This window comes from Streptomyces sp. NPDC086554, assembly GCF_040686095.1.
Taxonomy (GTDB): Bacteria; Actinomycetota; Actinomycetes; order Streptomycetales; family Streptomycetaceae; genus Streptomyces.
On record NZ_JBFBJK010000036.1, the window covers coordinates 18,678 to 38,700 of the forward strand.

Below are 20,023 nucleotides of genomic sequence, written 5' to 3' on the forward strand. Positions count from 1 at the left end.
ATGGTCATGCAAAGCGGATGTCCTGCCCCGCTTCAGGGCACCATGTGCGGGCACCGCACCCCACTGGGCGGGAAGGCGGTCTCCGTCTCGTCCTCTATGGCGGCGAAGAAGCGCCGCCCTTCCGACGACTGCCGCGAAGTGGACCAGGAGTAGTCCGCGCAGCCGGCCAGGGCCGTGTGCAGCGCGTGGCGGCCGAGGCCCTGGCCCTGCCAGTGCGCGGCGACGGCGATGTTGCCGATGTATCCGAGCCGGCACGGATGGCAGATCTGGTAGTCGAGGCGGCCCACCGACCGGTCGGCGAGGTCCACCATGGCGACGGCCCTGCGGCCCGCGGGCAGGGGCCCCGCGACGCGCTCGAAGCGGGCGGCGGACGCTTTGGCCGGGCGGCTCACGAAGTTCTCGCAGTTCTCGCGGGACGTCTCGTCGACCGCAGCGTGTCACTCAAGATGCCTCCCGCAGACAACGCTGTCGCAGAACATTGCCCGCACCCTAGCGGCCCGACGGTCAGGCGGCGTAACCCTTCGGCGGGATCAAGGTGGCGAGCCGGCCGAAGGAGAGCCAGTAGATCTGGGTCCGGCAGAAGAACGAGGGCTGCAGGATGAGACCACGGCCGTCCAGGCGCAGCTGATGGTCCACGGGGTAGTCGACCCCCAACACCGGTGGATTCCAGCGGAGTTGAGGGCCGAGACCGCCCGGCAGGCCGTCCGTGCCGCCTTCGAGGAGACTGTGCAAACGCTCCCCCAGTCTCCGCAGGGCCTCGCCGTCGCCGTCGGCCAACGGCTCCGTCAAGGCCGGGAGTTGTCACAGTCGCTGTGGGTGGGGGTGAGGAAGTCCGGCGAGTTCCCGTACGGCGGCAGCAGGGGCGGCAGCAGTCGGCAGCTGTCCGAGAGAGGCGACCCGCACCCGCGCCAGGTCCTCGGACGTGAAGTACACCCGCAGCACGACCTGCCCCCTCTCCCGTGCCCGAGGCGGCTACTTCGGCGCGTCGAAGTTCCACACGGCGCCGAGCCCCGGGCCGACGACCAGGGTCGACCGGCCGATCCGCTCCTCGTGCCGGGACCCCACGGGCCCGTTGAGCGCGAACGTGACCTGCCGCAGGCCCGCCTGATCGCGCGGCGCGGCGTCGAGCCGGATCGTGACGCCGCCCCGCGTCGCGACGGCGCCTTCGCCCGCCTCACGGACGGCGAACCCGCCGGCTCGCAGCAGCGGCACCGTGTTGTCCACGTCGCGCGCGGATGCGGCGAGTCGGACCGAGGTGACGTCACGCATCTCATGGTCGCGATAGTCGTCGGGCAGATAGCGCTCGCGGCCCACGTCACCGGGGTAGTCGGGCGGTTCGGTCTTGCTGCGCGGGTCGGCGAAGTACTCCTGCCGGTACTCCATCCCCCAGGCCCCGAAGGAGTCGTACCGGTCCGTGGTCAGCACCGCGTCGTACCACGGCACCGGGACGCCGTCGCCGAAGTCACGCGTCTGCTGGAACTCGATCGGCTCGGTCACCCCAAGGTCCCGCAGCCGCTCGATGACCGTCGCCCCGTCGCCCGCCCGTTCGGTCGAAACGCCCATCCCCGCGGAGCCGAGGGCGCCGTCCTGGCCCGGCAGATCACCGACGCCGAACAGTTCGAGGTAGGTCTCGCGGCCCATCAGATAGCGCCCGGTCCAGGTCCGCCCGTCGGATCCGGTGGTCGTCCGGACCTGGAAGTCGGCGAAGTCCCGCAGATAGGCGGAGTGCTCGACGGCATCAGCGGTCTCCCGGTCGAACACTCCGTAGGCGTGGTTGTAGAAGAGCAACTGCCGCCCGGACGACGGCTTGCCCTCCTCGGCCCGCGCCGTGCTCGTGCCGCCCCCGACCGTTCCGACGAAGGCGGCGGCGAGGGCCACGGCAAAGACCATGACGGTCCGCAGCATTCGGTGAAGGGGCATGCGCTGAAGGAGCATGCGGGCGATCGTAGGGCGGACGCGGTCGCGGTCGCCGTCGATTCGATGGGGACGTCGCAAAACTGACGCCTGCCGGTCACCTTGCCCCTGTGCAGGGCCGCGCACCCGCCAAACCCTGTGCCCTTCATGCGATTACGTGTACGACGAGGCGGCCGAGGTCAGCGCGTCCAGGTGCCGGGAGACCGGACCGCAGCTGATCAGCCCGCTGCCTGCACCGGCCAGTTCGGCGGATGCCGGCTCCAGCTGCGTGCGGGCGCGGCGCATCACCGCGTGGTCGCCCACGAGGACGGCGGCCCGTGCCACGACGCACCAGAGCGCCTCGAACAGCAGGTCGCGCGGAGGTGCGGCGATGTGCCGGAGCGCGGTACGGGCGCCCGCATCGTCGCCGCGGGACGCGAGCAGGAGCGGGCGCACCCAGGGTTCGTAGGGGCCCCAGTCGAGCTCCCGGTCCATCGCGCCGATCTCGGACGTCGCGTCGTGGCGGACGTACAGACTCAGCCGGGCCAGCGGCAGCAGGCCGGCCCGCAGCCCCGGCATCCCCGCGCCTTCCAGGGTCGCGGCGGCCGCTTCGTACGCGGACTCCGCCGTCGGCAGCGGCTCTGTCAGGGACGTGCGCAGCGCCCGGTACCACGTCGTGAAGACGGCGACGAGGGGCAGTTCGTGCCGCTCGGCGAGCCGGTCCGCCGCCTCCGCGTGCCGGTCGGCCCCGGCGAAGTCGGCGAGCGCCGAGCGTGCCTGAAGGCGGATGAGGTGGCCGAGCACCTCGTAGGTCACGAGGTTGTTGTGTGCGGACAGGGACACCACCTCGGCGCCGATCGCATCGCGCCGTGCGGCGAGGCCCGCCCGCTGGAACGTCTGCATGAACACGCCGTTCAACGCGAAGGCGAGCAGTGACGCGTCGTTGAGGTCCCGTGCGATCCGCTCCGCCTGCCGGGCGGCCTGAAGGGCACGCGCGTGGGTGCCCGACGCGCTCTGCTCGCCGGGGAGCGTGCCGCGGGACTCGACGGCGATCGTGGCGAGCAGCCGTCCGCGTACCGCTTCGTGCCGCTCGGCCGGAAGGAGCCGCAGGGTGCGTTCGGCGGCACCCACCAGCCATGCGGCTTGTTCGGGGTCGTCCGACCGCGTCCAGATCGCGGGCACGTCGTAGATGCCGATGACGCGCGCCGTCAGTTCCGGGTCGCCCAGTTGCTCCGCGGCGGCCACGGCGGCGACCCGGTGACGCCGTGCGGCCTCGAGGCCGCCGCCTCCGGTCACCGCCAGGTCGCGCATCAGGCCGGCCGTGGACTCCAGGCGGTTCCGGGCCCGCAAGGGCACCGTGTTCTCGTACGCCGCTGCCGCCGAGGCCCACACCTGGGCCGCCGTCCCGCCGGGGCCCGGGTCCAGATGGTCCTCCTGGCGCAGCATGTCCGCTTCGAGGCGGCGCAGCCGCGGTCCTGGGTCCACGCCGAGGTGTTCGCCGAGCAGCTGCCGTGCGCGGCGGACCACGGACAGCGCGTCGGCCTGGCGTCCTGACCGGTACAGGGCCGTCGCGAGCAGGTGCCAGGCTTCTTCGCGCCACGGGTGGTCGGCGACATGGGCGTCGAGGTCCGGCACGGCCTCGGCGGCCGCGCCAAGGGCGATCTTGGCATCGGCGCGGCGCTCGACGGCGTGCAGGCGCAGTTCGGTGAGCCGGGAGCGCTCCGCGCGGGCCCACGGCTCGTCCGCGAAGTCGGCGTAGGCGGGACCGCGCCAGGTCGCGAGGGCGTCGGTGAGCCGGGCCACGAGCCGCGCCTGCGGGAGGTCGGCGCCGGACCCGACGTCCCTCTCGAACCGCCAGGCGTCGACGTCGTCGGGGGCGGCCCGCAGCGCGTAGCCCGGTCCCTCGGTGACGAGCAGGCGGGCCGGCGCCCGGGGCGGCCGGTCCGGCTCGATCGAGCGGCGCAGACCGGCGACGAACGTCCTGATCGTGCCGACCGCGTCCGCAGGGGGCTCCTCCCACAGGTCTTCCACCAGGCGTGCGACCGGGACGACGCGCCGGCGGGCCACGATGAGCCGCGCGAGGACCGCCCGGTGCCGGGGCCCTTTGAGCGGGACGGCGACACCGTCCTCGTCCCAGGCAGCGACGGGGCCGAGCACCCCGAAGTCCACGTGCACGTCGCCGCCCGCCCTTCCGTCCCTCGACCTTGGCCGCCCCGCCCCGCCGGCCTCAACGTACAGCGCGTTCATCGGCTGCTCATCGAGGCCCCGCAGGCTTGACGCATCGCGTGACCGGGACGCATCCGGGACACCGACCTGCGAGAACCCTCCCCATCGAAATGAGCGCAGCCATGGAACCCACCATCGACGGATTCGACCGCCACCGCGTGCCGGTGGCCGACGGCGTCACCCTCACCGCGGCCGTCGGCGGCTCGGGCCCGCCGGTCGTCCTGCTGCACGGCTTCCCCCAGACGCACCTGATGTGGCGCCATGTCGCCGCCGACCTCGCCGCCGACCACACCGTCGTCTGCCCCGACCTGCGCGGCTACGGCGACAGCGACAAGCCCGTGGAGGAGAGCCCCGACACCTACTCCAAGCGGACCATGGCAGGCGACATCGTCGCCCTGGCCAAGGCGCTGGGGCACGACCGCTTCGCGCTTGCCGGTCACGACCGGGGAGCACTGGTGGCCTTCCGTGCGGGTCTCGACCATCCGGACGCGATCACCCATCTGGCCTGCCTCGACGTACTGCCCACCCTCGACATGTGGGAGGCCCTGAACGGCACGGCCGCGGCCGTCGGCTTTCACCTGTACCTCATGGCCCAGCCGCCCGGACTGCCCGAGCAGATGATCGCCGCCGGCGCGGACGAGTTCTTCGGTCATTTCCTCGACGTGTGGGCCAAGGACCCTGAGGCCGTCCCGGGCGAGATCCGCGCCGCCTATCTGCGGGCCTGCCGCGAGGCCGTGCCCTCCATCGTCGCGGACTACCGCGCTTCCGCGGGCATCGACGTCGACCACGACCGTGCCGACCGCGCGGCGGGCACCCGGCTGACCATGCCCGTCACGGTCCTCCAGCAGGACTGGGGCGCCGCACTCGGCTTCGAGGCGGCCGCGCTGTGGGGAGCGTGGGCGGCCGACCTGCGCCACTCCACCGTCTCGTGCGGTCACTTCATGGCGGAGGAAGCTCCCGCCGACATCGCCAAGGCGCTGCGGGACCTGCTGGCGCGGTGACCGTCCGCTGCCTTCTCGCGGTGTGTGTCAGCTCGTCCGCTTCAATCCGCTCGCCAAGCCATCCTCATCCCACTCGACCTCCAGGATCCGCTCGACGGCGTCACGGTTGATGGGCCCGAACACATGGGGAAACAGGGTGCCTTGGGGGACACCGGGCGGCGGGGCGGGGGCCGCGGCCTCGCGTTCCACGCGGGCGGTGAGACGGTCCTCGTCGAGGCACAGCACCAGCAACGGCCTCGGCGCGGTGCGGTAGAAGGCGTTGACGACGGCCAGAGTTGTCGCGTCGTCAGGGGAGCAGTGGACGAACCCTTCCTCCGCGAGCGATGCGGGTGCGTACGGGCGGTCGGGCAGGGCGCTCCAGTCGCTGAGCGGCACGGCGTGGTAGATCATGCGCCGGTTATACAGGAGCGGTCATGACAAGGCAGTCCCTGGATGGGTCCGCCGACGACCGTCCTCATCCCCGCCCCGCCTCCGCCACGGACGTGGCCGCACGGACGAGTGCCGCCACGTCCGTCGAGCGGGACTGCTGCGGCCAGGCGATGGCGAGGACCGCGGGCGGTGCGTCCGTGACCGGCCGGTAGACGACGCCCGGCCGTGGGTAGCGGTCGGCCACGGAGGTGGGGAACAAGGGGGTGACGTCGCCGAGGCCGACAAGCGTGAGGAGTTGGGCCAGGTCGTGGCCCAGGCCGCGGGTCTCGTCGATGAAGCGGTGCACATCGCCGGGGCGCAGGCCGAGATCGGCGAGGGCCACCCGGTCCTTGCCGGCGAGGGGGTGCGTGGCGGCGAGGGCCACGACACGCGGTTCGGCGACCAGCGTCTCGCTGTCCAGGCCGGTGCGGTCGAAGGGCTCGTGCACCAGGGCCACATCGGCTTCGCCCTGGCGCAGGAGCCGCGGCTGTTCGTGCCAGGCGCACAACCGGACGGCGACGGGCACGGCCGCAGGATCGGACGCGTGCCGCGCCAGGATCGGCTCCAGGAGTCCCGCGTCCCCGTCGGCCTTGACGGCCAGGACCAGCTTCGGTTCCGGGAAGGCCGCGCGCTGGGCCCGCCGAGCGGCGGCCTGCAGGGCATCGAGGGCGATCCTCGCCTCGGTGAGCAGCACCGTTCCGGCCGGGGTCAGCGTCACGCTGTGGGTGGTCCGCTCGAAGAGGGTGACGCCAAGGTCCGCCTCCAAGCGGCGGATCGCGCGGGACAGGGGCGGCGGGGAGATGCCGAGGCGCTCTGCGGCGCGGGCGAAGTTGAGCTCCTCGGCGACGGCGACGAAATAGCTCAGCGGGCGGGACTCCACTCGCTCCCCCTCCGGTCGGTATTGCCCTGAGGGTAACAAGCGGGAGCGGATCGATCCTTCAGTTCGGGCGCGCGACGCAGCAGGCTCGACGACATCGGGGGGAAGCACCGCACCGGAGCCCCCTTACGTACCAACTCGAAGCACCTACTGAAGCACGTACCCGATGCGCCAACTTGCTGCGCCACTTTGGGAGTTATCCATGATCGTAGTCACCACCCCGACCGGGCAGATCGGCCGACAGGTCCTCGACCGTCTCCTCGACGCCCCCGACGGCGCCCCGCGGATCCGGGTGATCGCCCGCGACCCTGCCCGTCTCTCCGAGCGGGCGCGCGAACGCGTAGACGTCGTACGGGGATCGCATGCCGACCCCTCGGTCCTGAAGGAGGCATGCGCGGGCGCCGACCGCCTGTTCTGGCTCGTGCCTCCGACGCCTCAGGCCGCCAGCGTCGAGGGCCATTTCCGCGACTTCACCGAGCCGCTGCGCGAGGTGATCGGGCACGAGGGTGTCGCGCATGTCGTCGGTGTCTCGACCCTGGGCCGGGGCGTGGCGAAGAACGCCGGGCAGATCTCGGCGTCGCTCGCCGCGGACGAGGCGATCGCGGCCATGGGCGCGCACTACCGGGCGCTGTGCCCGCCGTTCCTGATGGAGAATCTGCTGGGCCAGGCCTCGTCGATCCGCGACACGGGAACGCTCCGCCTTGCGCTGGCGCGGGACCGCGTCCTGCGCACCTGCGCCACCCGCGACATCGCCGCCACGGCGGCCCGGCTGCTGCTCGACACCGCCTGGGCCGGGCAGGCCGACGTCCCTCTGGTCGGACCCGACGACTTGTCCCCCGAGGCCCTGGCACAGGTCGTCTCCGAGGTCATCGGCCGCCCGGTGCGCGCGCAGCAGACCACCGGCGCCGACTACAAGGCGGCGATGGTGGGCTTCGGGGCGAGCGAGGCCTGGGCGCAGGGCCTTGCCGACATGACGGATTCCCTGAACGACCAGGGCTACTACGGGGCCTCCGCGCCGAGCACGCCCGAGACGGCGCCCACGACCTTCCGTCAGTGGTGCGAGGACGTACTCAAGCCGGCAGTCGTCGATTGACCTTCCCCTCGGGGGCGATGGAGTCCTGCCCCGCCGTCGGTCAGCTCCGGGAGCTTGTTCGGGATGCCGATGTCCGACAGGAGGTTGTCGGCCGTCCCGCCGTCGTTGAAGACCGCCCGCCACACCAGGGCGATGGACATCGAGGCGCCGAGCAGTGAGGGAGCGGAGCGTAGAAGGCGGAACGGTAGAAGCCCTTGCCGCGCTTCATCGACTTCAGGGCCAGTGCGACGCCCAGCGCGAGTGCCAGTTGCAGCGGCACGGTGATGACGACGTACATCAGCACCTCGACTCCGGGATGTTCCTTCTCGAACAGCGCGACGGCTTCCTGGGTCCGCCGCGGCCGGTGAGCAGCGCGCTGAGCGTGAGCACCGCGACCGTCACGCAGGACCACTTTGTCCTGTTTCCGGGCATGCCGATGACGCCTCTCCTCTCTGGTTCCTGACGGGCGCTTCTGGTGACGGGGGCGGTTACTCGCCGTGGTACGGGAGCGTGGTGCCCGGCAGTTCGTACTCGTCGCGGCGGCCGCACATGCCGTATCCGCCGCGCCGCGAGGGAGCGGTGTCGTACGAGCCCGCTCCTGCGAGGTAGTCGGCGCTGCCCGCCTCCAGAGCGTCGAGCTGCGCGCCGGTGCGCTCGGCCGTGGCCAGCGCGCCCGCCCGCCACAGCTCCCGCCAGCGGGGCACCTTGTCCCGGACCAGGCGGGCCGCGGCCTGCTGGAACTCCAGGTAGGGGCCGTTGTCCTCGGCCCTGAGCGCATCGCGCAGCGGCAGATACCCCTCGACGGCCAGGTCGCGGCGTTTGCGTGCGGCGGCCTCCGCCTCCGGTCCCGTCTTGACGGGGAGCCGTGCCGCCGCGGCGTACCGTTCGGGGTCGGCGAGCACGTCGGGCGGGAAGGTGAAGACCGCGTCCCCGGCCTCGGGCAGGCCGCTGTTCTGCATCAGCACGGTGATCCGCAGATCCCCGCCCTGCACCATGCGGTGCACGGTGCCCGGCGTGAACCAGGCGATCGAGCCCGCCTCCAGGGGGACGTCGCGGTAGCCGTCGGGGCTGAGGGTCTGGACGGCGCCGCGGCCGCCGGTGACGACATAGGCCTCCGTGCACACCAGGTGCAGATGGGGGCTGCCGCCGCAGACGCCGTCGGCGGCCTCCCAGTCATAGGCGCTGAGGTGCGAGAGGCCGACGGCTCCGGGCAGCGGGTGCGGGAGGCTCACCATGGCAGTCCTTTCAGGTGCGTTGCGACGCGGTCGCGGTCCCAGGCGCCGTCCGCGACCACGACGCGGTAGCGGTAGGCGAAGGACGCGCCGGGGGCCAGCTCGAACTCCTCGAAGAATGCCCAGGAGAAGGCGACGGTGGGGATGGGTTCGGAGCGTACGAACCAATGCGATGCATGGACGGCGTCGACGTTCTCGGGAGCGTGCGCGAAGACGAGCGTGGAGTGCGCGTCGACGTCGTCGTGCTCGGCGGTGAAGGCGAGCCAGGGGCCCTGGGTGCCCATCAGCTCGCCCGCGCCCCGCGCGTCGCCGGGGCCGAAGACCGACCCGCCGGTGAAGTCGCGCGGTCCGCGCCACTGCAGGCCCGTGTATCCGGCCATCTCACGGCCGGCCGTGGTCGGCGAGCCGAAGTGCAGTGGTTCTCCTCGGGTGTTGGTCAGCCGGATCGACCAGTCGACCGCGTACGAGCCTGCTTCCTCGTCGACCGAGTGGACGGTGATGGCGCGCTGTTCCCTGGCCCATTCCCGGCCGCCGTTCTCGATCCAGGTGAGGTCCTCGGCAAGGCTTAGCCAGTCCTGCTCGACGTCGAGGACGGAGAAGCCGTCGTGCCGCATGGATCCGACCCGGTCCGGCAGCGCCAGGTAACCCTCGCCGTGGACATAGCAGTTGCCGCCCCAGAAGTTCTGCCCCGACAGATGGCTCGCGGTCATCTGGAGGCCCTTGTGCCAGCGGTGGTCGTTCGGCCGGTAGCCGGAGACCTGGTGCCCGGCGAGGGTGCGCAGGGGGTGGATGTAGGGCTTGCGGGCCTCGAAGGCGTCCGGGTCCGGCGCGTAGACGTAGCTGAGCAGTTCGACGCCGCAGGACCTGACCGTGATCCGCTCTCCGTGGGTGTGGGTGACCTGAATCGTCATCGCCGGGGGCTCCAGTCGGGGTGGCTGCCGTGCATGGCCGGGTAGTAGGGGTCGTCGGCGGCGATCTCGCCCGCGCGCACCGGCCGTCTGGTGAACGCCGACTTGTAGAGCGCGGCGGCGAATTCGAGGGTGCGGCGGGCGTCCGGGCCGCTGCCCGGCGGCCGTACGCCCCGCTCGTACGCGTCGAGGAGCGCACCCAGTTGGGCGGCGTGCGAGCTCGGCACATCGGCTGCGGGAGTGCGCCAGGCGGTAGCCCGCACGGCGTCCGCGTGCGGGGCCGGGGTGTAGACCCAGTCGTCGTTGGAGTACCCGTACAAATGGGTGAGTTCGACCGTCGCGTCGGCGCAGTCGACGCGGATGCGGCTGACCTCGTCCGGGGAGAGGACGCTGTTGACGACGGTGGCGAGCGCGCCGCTCTCGAACCGCACCAGGGCGGTCGAGACGTCCTCGCTCTCGGTGTCGTGGACCAGGCGGGCCGCCATGGCGCGTATCTCGGTCCAGTCGCCGAGGAGATGAAGGAGCAGGTCGAACTGGTGGATTCCGTGCCCCATGGTGGGGCCGCCGCCCTCGCTCTCCCAGCGGCCGCGCCACGGCACCGCGTAGTAGTCGCTGTCGCGGTGCCAGGTGGTCTGGCAGTGCGCGACCCGTGGTACGCCGAGCTCGCCGCTCGCGATCAACTGGCGGGCGTGGACGGCGCCCGAGCCGTAGCGGTGCTGGAAGACCACCGACGCGTACGTTCCCGATGCCTCCTCGGCGGCGGCGATCTTGTCGTACTCGGCGAGCGAGAGGCACAGCGGCTTCTCGCACAGCACCCAGGCGCCCGCCTTCAGGGAAGCCACGGTCTGCGCCCGGTGCAGCGACGGCGGCGTGCCGATCAGGACCAGGTCCGGGCGTACGCCGTCGAGCATCGCGCCGAGATCCGCGTACCCCTCGACGTCCATGCCCGACTCGCGGGCCCGGGTGCGGAACGCGTCGAGCCGGGCGGGGTCGACATCGACCGCAGCTCTCAGCTCGATCCGGTCGGAATGGGCCCGCAGGGCAGGCAGATGACTGCCGGTGACAATGCCGCCGGTACCGACGACGGCGGCCCGCAGGCGAGTGGGGGTGGAGGACATGGGTCTCCTCGTACGGCGGTGGACGGCGGTGGACGGCGGTGCACGGGGGCAGAAAGCGCTTGCTCCGATGGCGACCCTAGGCACGACGCGATTGTCAGGACAAGCCCCCCGGCGGCAAGAAATGAAACGAATCAAAACACTCGCCGGCCCCTACCCGGACCGGATCGACCTTGCCAGCTTCTCTGCGACGTCAACGCGCACCGCATGGCCGTCCACAACGACTGGATCGCGGCCGACCACCCCCGCCGCCCGCCCGTACCGGCGTACGCCGCCGAGGACTTCGAGGAGATGCTGCGCCGCGAACGGATCGACCTCGTCGTCTGCACCGTCGACCACCTCCACGATCACTACATCGTCCGCGCCCTCGAAGCGGGCTGCGACGTGGTCACGGAGAAGCCGATGACCACGAGCGCCGACCGCGCCCGCCGCATCCTCGACGCCGGGCACGGCCTGATGGTGCACATGGCCACCCACCACTTCGACCTGGTCAACTGGTGGCTCGGCACGGATCCCCACCGCCAGCGACGCGACCACTCGCCCGGTGCTTGCCGCACCACGGCGCCCGCGCCGGCGGGGGCAACCGCCCCGGGCGCCAAGGAGCCCGTGACGCCCGGTTCCGCCATCGACCCGCTTCCCCGCATACCAACCACCAACGGTGGCGCCGCATACCTGCTGCCCTGCGCATTCCCTGTCGCATGCGGCAGGGACTCAGGATCACGAGCGAGCGCTAAGGGCCTTGGGCTGTTGGGAGACCCTGACGTCCTCGTTCAGGCACGGTGGACGTGTCTGGGGCGTCCCTTCTGGCCGGCGCTGCGGCCTCGCGGCGGACCGGACCGGCGCGAGGCCGAACATCAAGCTAAGTCGGTGTCCCCCTGGCCCGCCCCGGTTCACACCGCCGCTCGTCGGCCAGCGCGTACAGCAGCTCGTAGGCGGTGCCGATCATCCGGCAGGTGCGGCCACGCCGGGTCGCCAGTGCGACAAGGCCGGTGTGCGTCGCCGGGTGGTAGCCGAGGAATGCTTGCTGCCCGAGCGTCGCTCCCACGTGGAAGATCAACGGGCCGCGCGGAGCGGGATGGTGATACCACGTCAGGGTGTGGGTGTGGCGGTGCCGCCAGCCGCGGCGCAGCAGCGGGATCTGGACGTCATGCAGCGGCCCGGACAGCGGTGTGTGCTCGGGGGCGAGGTGCGCTTCGAGGTAGCTGAGCAGATCGCCGGGGGTGGAACGGACCGCGCCGGCGGCGACGAAGGCGCCCATAGCGGTGCTGCCCACCGGCGTCACCCCGTTCGTACGGTGCCCGACGGCGTCGGTACCGGTGGCCCCGGGGCCCAGGGTGGTTTCGGCGAGCCCGAGCGGGTGCAGCACGTGGTTCCTGAGCAGGGCGGGGTAGCCGGCGCCCGCAGCGTGGGACATGGCCGGGCCGAGCAGCGCAAGACCGAAGTTGGAGTACCGCCAGCGGGTGCCCGGCTGGTACCGGGGCCGGGTGCGGGCGAAGGTGCGCAGCAGCCGCTCGGTGTCGTAGGCGGCGTACCCGTCATCGTACGGACGCAGCAGCGCACCGGCGACCAAGTCGGTGGGGATCCGGGGCAGCCCCGAGGTGTGGGTGGCCAGATGCCGCAGGGTGATCTGTCGCGAGTGCGGATGCGGCAGCGGCGGCAGGTCCGGCAGATGGGCGGCGAGCGGATCGTCCAGGGCGAGCACGCCGGCCCTGGCCAGCTCGGCCAGCAGCAGCACGGTGAAGGTCTTGGACACCGAGCCCAGTTCGTAGCGCAGCGCATGGCGCGGTGTCGGCGGCGACAGCGCGGACCCCCCGGTGAGCACGGTACGCACGCCGCGCCGGGTGACGGCGACCACGATGTCCGGGGCATCGATATGGGCGACCGCGTCCGCGAGGCGGTCGGCGAGCGCGGCGCCGTGTTCCGAGGTCATCAGGGAGCGGACATCGCCCGGGAGGTGGCCATCGCGGAGGCGAACGTGGCGACCAGGGTGGGGTGGTGGACCAGGTCGAAGACGCGCGCCGGATCGCCCTGCGGCATTCCGCCCTGGATGGGCATCGCACCGGAGTCCGTCTGCGCGGCGGCGTAGCGCTCCCACAGCCCCGCGTCCAGTGTGGACCGCGGCAGACAGGCGTCGACGACGAGGAGTTCACCCAGCAGATCCCAGTGTTCCAGCTCCGCCCAGTCATCCATCCAAGCCGGCAGATAGCACGTGAGGTAGTCGGCGATCCCAGGCGGGATCTGCTCCGGGAACTCGCCCCAGTTGGTGAGGTGGAAGACGCTGTGCGTGATGTCGTAGCCGATGGGCAGCTGCACCGTCCACGGCTCGGGCAACTGCCCCAGCCAGGTGCGGGCGACCGCCTCGTCGAAATCGGCACTGGGTACCAGGCCCAGCCTGCGCTCCGCGTTGAGGACACCGAGCCGCCGGTTGGGCATCATCTCCAGCGCCGTCCAGGTGAGGGTGCGTCGGCCGGCCCGCACCGCGGTCTCAAGACCCGGATGGTGGTGGCCCAGCTCGTGGAAGGTCGCATAGATCTCCAGCGGTACGGGCGACACCGGCTCGTCGTACTGGAGCCGGGCCAGCACATTGCCGCCGTCGAGCAGCTCCCTCCAGGCGAAGTCCAGCAACTTCCCGGCGCGGACCTGCTGCCGGGAGCCGGCCACCCCCTCCCGGAACAGCACCCGCATATTGAGTGCCAGCTCACCGACGGGCTTGAGCCGTTCGACGAGGGCGGCGTTGTCGACGAAGTCGTCGGGGGTCAGCCTGAAGTACTCACGGTGGTCGTCGAGCCAGGCCAGGGCCCGGTCGCCGACCCCGTGCAGCAGGGCGGGGGACGCGGCCATCACGGTCACAGGGCACTCTCGCTTTCGCAGGAGCCCGCCCGGCCACCTGCGCTCCTGGCGTCGTCGGAGGCGATTCGGGCGAGGGCGGCGGCAAACGCGGTCACCAGGGTGGAGTGGTAGCAGGCCGTGAAGAGCGCGCCAGGGTCGCCCGAGGCCGGTGCCGCGCCCCTCTGGGGCACGCTGCCGTCGGCCGCCTGCACGTCCGCAAGCCGCTGCCAGGCCGCCGGATCGTACGGGGCCTTCGGCAGACAGGCCGTCACGGCCAGCAGCTCGCCCGCCAGGTCCCACAGCTGCTCGTCCAGCCAGTTCTCAAGCCAGGCGGGGAGCCACAGCCGTAGATAGCCGGCGAGTTCGGGGGACAGTCGCTGCCGGTTGCGCCCCCAGTCGGTGAGGTGGAAGACGTCATGGGTCACCCCGTAGGCCGCCTTGCGATCCAGCGCCCAGGGCTCCGCCAGCCGGCCGAGACCGGTCAGCGCCAGTACGGCGGAGAAGTCGGCGTGCTGCCGCAGCCCGATCCGCCGCTCCGCGTTGAGCACGCCGAGCGTACGGGTATGGTCCTCGCGCGCCACCCGCCAGCCGCACAGCCGGGTGGTCGTCCGCAGCAGGCCGTCGACCTCGGCGTGGCGCAGCCCCGCCCGGGCGAAGACCCCGTAGAGCTCCACCGGATAGGTGGCGAACGGCTCTGCGCGGATCAGGTCGGCGAACAGCTCGCCGTCCCCGGTCTCGTTCCAGGCGAACGCGAACAGTCCGCGGGCGGTCAGCCGGATCTCGTCCAGCGGATGCAACACCCCGATCAGTTGGGTCAGTTCGGCGAGTTCGCCGAGCGGTTTGAGGGTCAGGTTGGGGTCGGCACTGGTCGTCACGTCCGGGGGCAGGCGGAAGGACTCGCGCTCCCTGTCCAGCCATCCCAGGCTGCCGCGGGCCAGGTGGTCCAGCAGCCCGAGGTCGCTGTGACCGGCGGTCACAAGCCCCGCCCGTGGAAACGCTGGGCGGCCACGACATGCAGCGTCACCTGCGGGTCGCCGCCGCCCATCTGGCGGACGAACGCAAGCCCGCTGTCCAGCCCCAGAGTCAGCGGTACGTCGGGCAGCCGGGCCAGCCAGCGGCCCAGGCCGGCCGCCTGCAGCCAGTCCCGGCGGCGGACCGCTCGGACAAAACCGCGCGAAAGGTCGTCGGTACGGGCGGCCAAGTGCTCGGCGAGACCGGGCGCAAGGCCCGGAAGCGCGAGTGCGGCGAGCTGTGACACCCGGTGCGACAGCTTCGGCCAGGCAACGCTCTCGGCCCAGCCGGTCTCGGCCTCGGGCACGGACGGCCACTGCCGTCCTCCTCCGGGCAGGAACGCCTGGGCGGCCTCTACCAGGCCCCGGTAGGTCCACACCGAGACCTCCGAGGCGTCGGCCCTCGGCGGAAAGGCCGCGAGAGCCTGCCGAACCACCGCTTCGTCGTCCGCACCGAAGGGCACCGCCAGGTGCTCCATGGCGTACGGCGCGAGCGCATCGGCACCGAGCACCCGGACCGCGGCCGGGGTCAGCGGGTCCCCCTGCCGCAGGATGCCGGACAACGCATAAGGGTCGCCCTCACCGCGCAGGGCGAGGGCGACCCCGGTTGCGGCATCGGCGATCACAGCGCTCAGCGGGACTGGTCCCTGCACCTGTTCAGCCAACGCCTTTCCCTTCAACGAGGGTCGGCCTTGGGCCTGGGCGCCGGCGGCGAGATCAGGAGCAGCCCAGCCAGCAGCAGCCCGCCTCCACACTCGCGGGTATCGCGGTAGGCGCCGTCCGGCTCAGCGGGTTGCAGCAGTTCGTCGACCTCGGCAGCCAGAGCCGCCGTCTCGACCTGCGCAGTGCGATCCGTAGCCATACGATCGACTCCCTTTGTCGATGGGATACACGATCCGCATCGGGGTGATCCCAAACAGACGAAGCTCCTTGCCGTTGCGCGGAGTGTCAACACCCTTTGCAGAGCAAAGGAGCTTGGATGGTCGTTTTCATCGTGGCACTCTCGATCGCCCCACGCGAGTTGGAGAACTGATGGTCGCCCGAAGTGGCGAAACGGGCGGCTCGTGATGGGGACGTCGGTGCGCAGAGGGCGAGTGAGGAATTCGCCGGCTCCGGAGCATGGGTGCCCATTGCCATTCGCCCTGCGTGACCTGGGCCCAGACGATCGCCTGAACGACGCCGGTCCGGTGCCCCGCCGCGCGGGACACCGGACCGGTCGTGCTCCGGGCCTTTCGGACCCTGTGGGCCTCTGGACCTTCTGGATCAGACGGATCAGACCTGCGGGACCGGGTACGTCGGGTACTCCACCCCGGAGACGGTCTGGACGACCCGGATGACCTGGCACGAGTAGCCGAACTCGTTGTCGTACCAGAGGTAGAGGATCGCGTTGTCGCCGTCGACCTTGGTGGCACCGGCGTCGACGATCGAGGCGTGACGCGAGCCGACGAAGTCCATGGAGACGGCGTCGGGGGCGGTGGTGAAGTCGATCTGACGCTTGAGCGGCGAGTGCAGCGAGACGTCGCGGAGGTACTCAAGGACCTCGTCGCGGCTGGTCTCGCGGCCCAGGCGCAGGCTCAGGATGGCGATCGAGACGTCCGGGACGGGGACGCGGATCGAGCTGCCGGTGATCGGCGCCTTGAGGTCCGGGAGCGCCTTGGCGACGGCCGAGGCGGCACCGGTCTCGGTGATGACCATGTTCAGCGGCGCGGAGCGGCCGCGACGGTCGGCCTTGTGGTAGTTGTCAAGCAGGTTCTGGTCGTTCGTGAACGAGTGGACGGTCTCCACGTGGCCGCGCAGCACGCCGTACTCGTCGTCCATGGCCTTCAGCGGCGGGACGATCGCGTTCGTGGTGCACGAGGCGCAGGACAGGATCTGCTCGTCGGGCTTGATCGTGTCGTGGTTGACGCCGTGCACGATGTTCGGGACGTCACCCTTGCCCGGGGCGGTCAGGACGACCTTGTCGATGCCGGGACGCAGGTGCTTGGAGAGACCCTCGCGGTCGCGCCACTTGCCCGTGTTGTCGATGAGGATGGCGTCCTTGATGCCGTACGCCGTGTAGTCGACCTCGGACGGGTCGTTGGCGTAGATCACCTTGATCGCGTTGCCGTTGGCGAGGATCGTGCTGGTCGCCTCGTCGACGGTGATGGTGCCCTGGAACTGGCCGTGGATCGAGTCGCGGCGCAGCAGCGAGGCGCGCTTGACCAGATCCTGGTCGCCTCCGCCGCGCACGACGATGGCGCGCAGCCGCAGTCCGTTGCCGGAACCGGCCTTCTCGATGAGCAGGCGGGCGACGAGGCGGCCGATACGGCCGAAGCCGTAGAGGACGACGTCGCGGCCCTCCTGGCACTCGATCTTGTTGGCACCCGTGGCACCGGCGACGGCCTCGGCGGTGAACTGCTCCACCGTGAGACCGCGGTCGTCGCTCTTGTACGTCGCGGCGAGCATGCCGATGTCGATCTGGGACGGGCCGAGATCGAGCGTGGTGAGAGCCTGCAGGAACGGCAGCGTCTCGGTGACCGAAAGTTCCTCACCGGCTATCTGCCGGGCGAAGCGGTGCGTCTTCAGGATGCTGACCACCGACTTGTTCACCAAGGAGCGGCTGTGCAGCAGGATCGTCACGTCCCGCTCACGGTGCAGCTTCCCGATGATCGGGATCATCGACTCCGCGATCTCCTCGCGGTTTTTCCAGTTGGTGAACGAGTCGTCATTGACAGTCACAGGTTTATCTTTCGAGCTAGGCGGCGCTCATATGGTAACCCCTGGTCACTTTGATCTTTCAATGGGGTGCGTCACAGCGCCGCCCCGCGCCCGCCCTACGGCTTGCGGCGCAGGTGTGCGGAGAGGTGGTGCTGCAAGGGCTGGCCGACCGCCGCGAGGTCGTGGAGGAAGGTGAGCGTGCCGTCACCGGCCAGCGTGTAGCGGCGGCGGGTGGCGTCGACCTTCTTGGCGGTAGGGGTGATCGCCACTTCGCTGGTCGAGAGATCGACCGCGCCGTCGGCCGCGTACCCGACCGCGATCTCCGCGATACCGGTGGGCTGGGTGATCAGCGCCTCCACCCGGCCGTCGGGCTGCAGCCGCCACCAGCCGCTCTCCCGGGCCGAAGGACACAGCGGCGCCCCGTCCGCGTCGAGCAGCCAGGCCCGCGCCTCGTAGTGCAGGAAGGGGCGGCCGTCGTGACTGAAGGTGACTTCCTGCGCGTATGTGAAGTCCCCGTCGATGGTCGGGTACTCGCCTTCGCCCCGGCCGTGCCAGGTCCCCAGGAACCCGAGCACGGGCGCGAGCAGAGCGTGCGGCGCGGGCTTCTCGTCCGACCGGTGGGCGTCGGGGTAGGGGTACTCGGGTGCGGGGTCGAACACGGGGTGCGCTCCTTGGGTCGGGGTCGGTGCCGGTGCCGGTGCCGGTGCCGGTGCCGGGGGAAGCCTAGGGCGGCGGCCCGCCCGGCGGCGGGAGGCACCGGCCCATTCCTCGACAGGCCGTCCACGATCTACGCTCCACGGGACCATGACTTCTGGCTCTCAGGGGGTACGCGGTGGAGTACGGCGACTACAGGGCTCACGACGCGGTCGGTCTCGCCGAGTTGGTGGCCCGGGGCGAGGTCACGCCGGGCGAACTCCTGGAGGCGGCCGTCAGCCGTTCCGAGGCCGTGAATGGGAAGATCAACGCGATCATCCGGCCGATGCACGACATCGCCCGCGAACGCGCCGCCCGGGAGCTCTCCGGGCCGCTCGCCGGAGTGCCGTTCCTGATCAAGGACTTGATGCAGGACTACGCGGGCCGGCCCACCGGACGCGGCTCCCGCGCCACCCAGGCGGATGTCGCCGCCGAGCACAGCGAGGTGGTGCGGCGCTGGCTCGAGGCGGGCCTGGTGATCTTCGGGCAGACCAATGTCCCCGAGTTCGGCATCAAGGGCATCACCGAGCCGGAGGTCACGGGCGCGACCCGCAACCCCTGGAACCTCGCCCACACGCCGGGCGGTTCGTCCGGCGGCTCCGCCGCGGCGGTGGCCGCGGGCATCGTCCCGGCGGCAGGGGCGAACGACGGCGGCGGCTCGATCCGCATCCCCGCAGCGTGCTGCGGCCTGTTCGGCCTCAAGCCGGGGCGCGGCCTGGTGCCCGCGGGTCCCGGCCACGCCGAGCTCCTGATGGGCGCCGCGAGCAACGGCGTCGTCTCCCGTACGGTCCGCGACAGCGCGGCCCTCCTGGACACGCTCACCACCCGACCCGATCCCGGCGGGCCGTTCCTGGCCGAGCGCCCCGACACCTCGTACGCGGAACTGGCCCGCCGCACGCCGGGCAGGCTCCGCATCGGTGTCAGCACCCGCTCCCCCATCGGCACTCCCGTGTCACGGGAGGCGGTGGAGGCCGTCGACCTCGCCGTCAAGGTGCTCACCGGGCTCGGTCACGACGTCGAGGAGGCCGAGCCGCACATCGACGGGGTGTGCCTTGCCGACGACTTCATGTCGATGTACGCGGTGGCGGAGGCCGCGACGATGGCGGAGATCCAGCACCGCACCGGCGCCGACGACGACCGCTTCGAACTCGACACCCGCCTCGTCGCCGCGGCGGGCAACGCGGTGAGCGCAACGGAGTACACCGTCAGGCACGCCCGCTGGAACACCTACAACCGCCGCCTTGCCGCCTTCCACGAGCGCTACGACCTGCTGCTCACCCCGACTCTGGGCCGTGCGCCGGTCCGCGTCGGCGAGCTGGACACGCCGTGGCTGACGCGGAAGGTCGGTGCGGGGCTGCTGAAGGCGGGCATGACGGGCCGGCTCAGCAAGACCCGGCTGTGGCGGCGGGCGGTGGTGGAGAACCTGGCCCCGAACCCCTTCACGCAGCTCGCCAACATCACCGGCCGTCCGGCCATGTCGGTGCCGCTCTACCGCACGCCGGAAGGTCTGCCCCTGGGCGTGCAGTTCGTGGGCCCGCTGGGCAGCGAGGGGCCACTCCTCGCCCTGGCCACCCAGCTCGAAGGGGCCGCGCCCTGGGCGCACTTGGAGCCGCGGCTGTGATCTGACGCGGCTCGGGGAACCGGGTGATCGACGGCGTCGGCCTCGGGCGGTTCGCGGCGGAGGGGGCATGGGCCCGATGACGACACTCCGCAGACGTCGGTGGTGACCCAGGAGGCGGTCGAAGAGAGCTCGGCCTCGCGGTCGGGGTCACCGTCACCGCACGCGTCAAGTCGACGAACGTACACGTCGATCGGTCCCCAGGAGGCGGCGGACTCGCGCTCCTGGCGGACTCCGCGCCCTTCGCCGGGGGCGCGTCGCGGCACAGCAACGACCGCCGCGTCAGCGTGAACCCATGCGGCGGATGCGCCAAGTAGCCCTGCAGCTCCTTCCGTTCACGTCTCGCACACGACACGGACGCGTTACCTCCGGGCAAGACTTCATACGCGGGACACACACTCTCCCTGCCTTGCTCCCGACCCCCTCACCACTGCCGTCCCTCAC

The 20,023-nt window shown here is 71.5% G+C and carries 18 protein-coding genes and 4 pseudogenes; 5 read left to right on the top strand and 17 right to left on the bottom strand.

The annotated features are described in order from the left end of the window. Positions 1 to 32: 32 nt before the first annotated feature. The 4 genes and pseudogenes from AB0O76_RS39065 to AB0O76_RS39080 all read right to left on the bottom strand — a co-directional run bounded on the left by AB0O76_RS39065 (position 33) and on the right by AB0O76_RS39080 (position 4,068). Positions 33 to 392, bottom strand: a complete 360-nt coding sequence (locus tag AB0O76_RS39065; protein WP_365501620.1) for a GNAT family N-acetyltransferase — start codon at positions 390 to 392, stop codon at positions 33 to 35. A 184-nt stretch (positions 393 to 576) separates the two neighbouring features. Beyond that, positions 577 to 942, bottom strand: a pseudogene (locus AB0O76_RS39070) (transcriptional regulator); the annotation flags it as partial. Between the two features lie 30 nt (positions 943 to 972). Continuing rightward, complete coding sequence (locus AB0O76_RS39075; protein WP_365501722.1) at positions 973 to 1,890, bottom strand: DUF5829 family protein; 918 nt, start codon at positions 1,888 to 1,890, stop codon at positions 973 to 975. 177 nt (positions 1,891 to 2,067) lie between these two features. Further along, a complete protein-coding gene (locus AB0O76_RS39080) occupies positions 2,068 to 4,068 on the bottom strand; it encodes an AfsR/SARP family transcriptional regulator (RefSeq protein ID WP_365501724.1) in 2,001 nt (666 codons plus the stop codon). 173 nt (positions 4,069 to 4,241) lie between these two features. On the opposite strand from AB0O76_RS39080, the gene AB0O76_RS39085 reads away from it, so the two are divergent. After that, on the top strand, positions 4,242 to 5,120 hold the full coding sequence (locus AB0O76_RS39085; RefSeq protein WP_365501622.1) for an alpha/beta hydrolase: 879 nt from the start codon (positions 4,242 to 4,244) through the stop codon (positions 5,118 to 5,120). Positions 5,121 to 5,147: 27 nt separating this feature from the next. On the opposite strand, the gene AB0O76_RS39090 is transcribed toward AB0O76_RS39085, so the two are convergent. Beyond that, the gene (locus tag AB0O76_RS39090) at positions 5,148 to 5,510 is read right to left on the bottom strand and encodes a DUF952 domain-containing protein (protein WP_365501624.1); all 363 of its coding nucleotides are present in this window, start codon (positions 5,508 to 5,510) and stop codon (positions 5,148 to 5,150) included. A gap of 64 nt (positions 5,511 to 5,574) precedes the next feature. Continuing rightward, complete coding sequence (locus AB0O76_RS39095; RefSeq protein ID WP_365501626.1) at positions 5,575 to 6,408, bottom strand: LysR family transcriptional regulator; 834 nt, start codon at positions 6,406 to 6,408, stop codon at positions 5,575 to 5,577. Between the two features lie 199 nt (positions 6,409 to 6,607). Between AB0O76_RS39095 and AB0O76_RS39100 the strand changes: the two genes are divergently transcribed. Next, positions 6,608 to 7,498, top strand: a complete 891-nt coding sequence (locus AB0O76_RS39100; protein ID WP_365501628.1) for an NAD(P)H-binding protein — start codon at positions 6,608 to 6,610, stop codon at positions 7,496 to 7,498. Positions 7,499 to 7,575: 77 nt separating this feature from the next. Here the strand turns inward: AB0O76_RS39100 and AB0O76_RS39105 are convergent. The 4 genes and pseudogenes from AB0O76_RS39105 to AB0O76_RS39120 all read right to left on the bottom strand — a co-directional run. Further along, positions 7,576 to 7,772, bottom strand: a pseudogene (locus AB0O76_RS39105) (ABC transporter permease); the annotation flags it as partial. A 193-nt stretch (positions 7,773 to 7,965) separates the two neighbouring features. Further along, complete coding sequence (locus AB0O76_RS39110) at positions 7,966 to 8,712, bottom strand: cupin (RefSeq protein ID WP_365501630.1); 747 nt, start codon at positions 8,710 to 8,712, stop codon at positions 7,966 to 7,968. Further along, on the bottom strand, positions 8,706 to 9,620 hold the full coding sequence (locus AB0O76_RS39115; RefSeq protein WP_365501632.1) for a PmoA family protein: 915 nt from the start codon (positions 9,618 to 9,620) through the stop codon (positions 8,706 to 8,708). The genes AB0O76_RS39110 and AB0O76_RS39115 overlap by 7 nt, the downstream gene beginning before the upstream one ends. Continuing rightward, positions 9,617 to 10,735 carry a Gfo/Idh/MocA family oxidoreductase gene (locus tag AB0O76_RS39120; protein WP_365501634.1) on the bottom strand — a complete coding sequence of 373 codons (1,119 nt, stop codon included), beginning with the start codon at positions 10,733 to 10,735 and terminating at the stop codon, positions 9,617 to 9,619. The genes AB0O76_RS39115 and AB0O76_RS39120 overlap by 4 nt, the downstream gene beginning before the upstream one ends. Before the next feature lie 288 nt (positions 10,736 to 11,023). Here AB0O76_RS39120 and AB0O76_RS39125 point away from each other — a divergent pair. Further along, positions 11,024 to 11,116: pseudogene (locus AB0O76_RS39125) on the top strand (hypothetical protein); the annotation flags it as partial. A 475-nt stretch (positions 11,117 to 11,591) separates the two neighbouring features. Here AB0O76_RS39125 and AB0O76_RS39130 read toward each other — a convergent pair. From AB0O76_RS39130 to AB0O76_RS39160, 7 genes are all read right to left on the bottom strand, one after another. Then, positions 11,592 to 12,662 carry a serine hydrolase domain-containing protein gene (locus AB0O76_RS39130; RefSeq protein WP_365501636.1) on the bottom strand — a complete coding sequence of 357 codons (1,071 nt, stop codon included), beginning with the start codon at positions 12,660 to 12,662 and terminating at the stop codon, positions 11,592 to 11,594. Beyond that, positions 12,662 to 13,573, bottom strand: a complete 912-nt coding sequence (locus AB0O76_RS39135) for a hypothetical protein (protein ID WP_365501726.1) — start codon at positions 13,571 to 13,573, stop codon at positions 12,662 to 12,664. Before AB0O76_RS39135 ends, AB0O76_RS39130 begins: the two co-directional genes overlap by 1 nt. 5 nt (positions 13,574 to 13,578) lie before the next feature. Further along, complete coding sequence (locus AB0O76_RS39140) at positions 13,579 to 14,538, bottom strand: hypothetical protein (RefSeq protein ID WP_365501638.1); 960 nt, start codon at positions 14,536 to 14,538, stop codon at positions 13,579 to 13,581. Further along, positions 14,535 to 15,224, bottom strand: a complete 690-nt coding sequence (locus AB0O76_RS39145) for a hypothetical protein (protein ID WP_365501640.1) — start codon at positions 15,222 to 15,224, stop codon at positions 14,535 to 14,537. Before AB0O76_RS39145 ends, AB0O76_RS39140 begins: the two co-directional genes overlap by 4 nt. 23 nt (positions 15,225 to 15,247) lie before the next feature. Continuing rightward, positions 15,248 to 15,433 (bottom strand): hypothetical protein, encoded by a 186-nt coding sequence (locus AB0O76_RS39150; protein ID WP_365501642.1) that lies wholly within the window; start codon positions 15,431 to 15,433, stop codon positions 15,248 to 15,250. Between the two features lie 410 nt (positions 15,434 to 15,843). Then, positions 15,844 to 17,289, bottom strand: coding sequence for a glyceraldehyde-3-phosphate dehydrogenase (locus AB0O76_RS39155; protein WP_365501644.1), 1,446 nt, complete (start codon positions 17,287 to 17,289; stop codon positions 15,844 to 15,846). Between the two features lie 95 nt (positions 17,290 to 17,384). Next, the gene (locus AB0O76_RS39160) at positions 17,385 to 17,927 is read right to left on the bottom strand and encodes an FABP family protein (protein WP_365501646.1); all 543 of its coding nucleotides are present in this window, start codon (positions 17,925 to 17,927) and stop codon (positions 17,385 to 17,387) included. Between the two features lie 173 nt (positions 17,928 to 18,100). On the opposite strand from AB0O76_RS39160, the gene AB0O76_RS39165 reads away from it, so the two are divergent. Together AB0O76_RS39165 and AB0O76_RS39170 are read left to right on the top strand one after the other, a co-directional pair. Next, the gene (locus AB0O76_RS39165) at positions 18,101 to 19,582 is read left to right on the top strand and encodes an amidase family protein (protein ID WP_365501648.1); all 1,482 of its coding nucleotides are present in this window, start codon (positions 18,101 to 18,103) and stop codon (positions 19,580 to 19,582) included. Positions 19,583 to 19,707: 125 nt separating this feature from the next. Continuing rightward, a pseudogene (locus AB0O76_RS39170) lies at positions 19,708 to 19,779 on the top strand (MerR family transcriptional regulator); the annotation flags it as partial. Positions 19,780 to 20,023 lie beyond the last annotated feature (244 nt).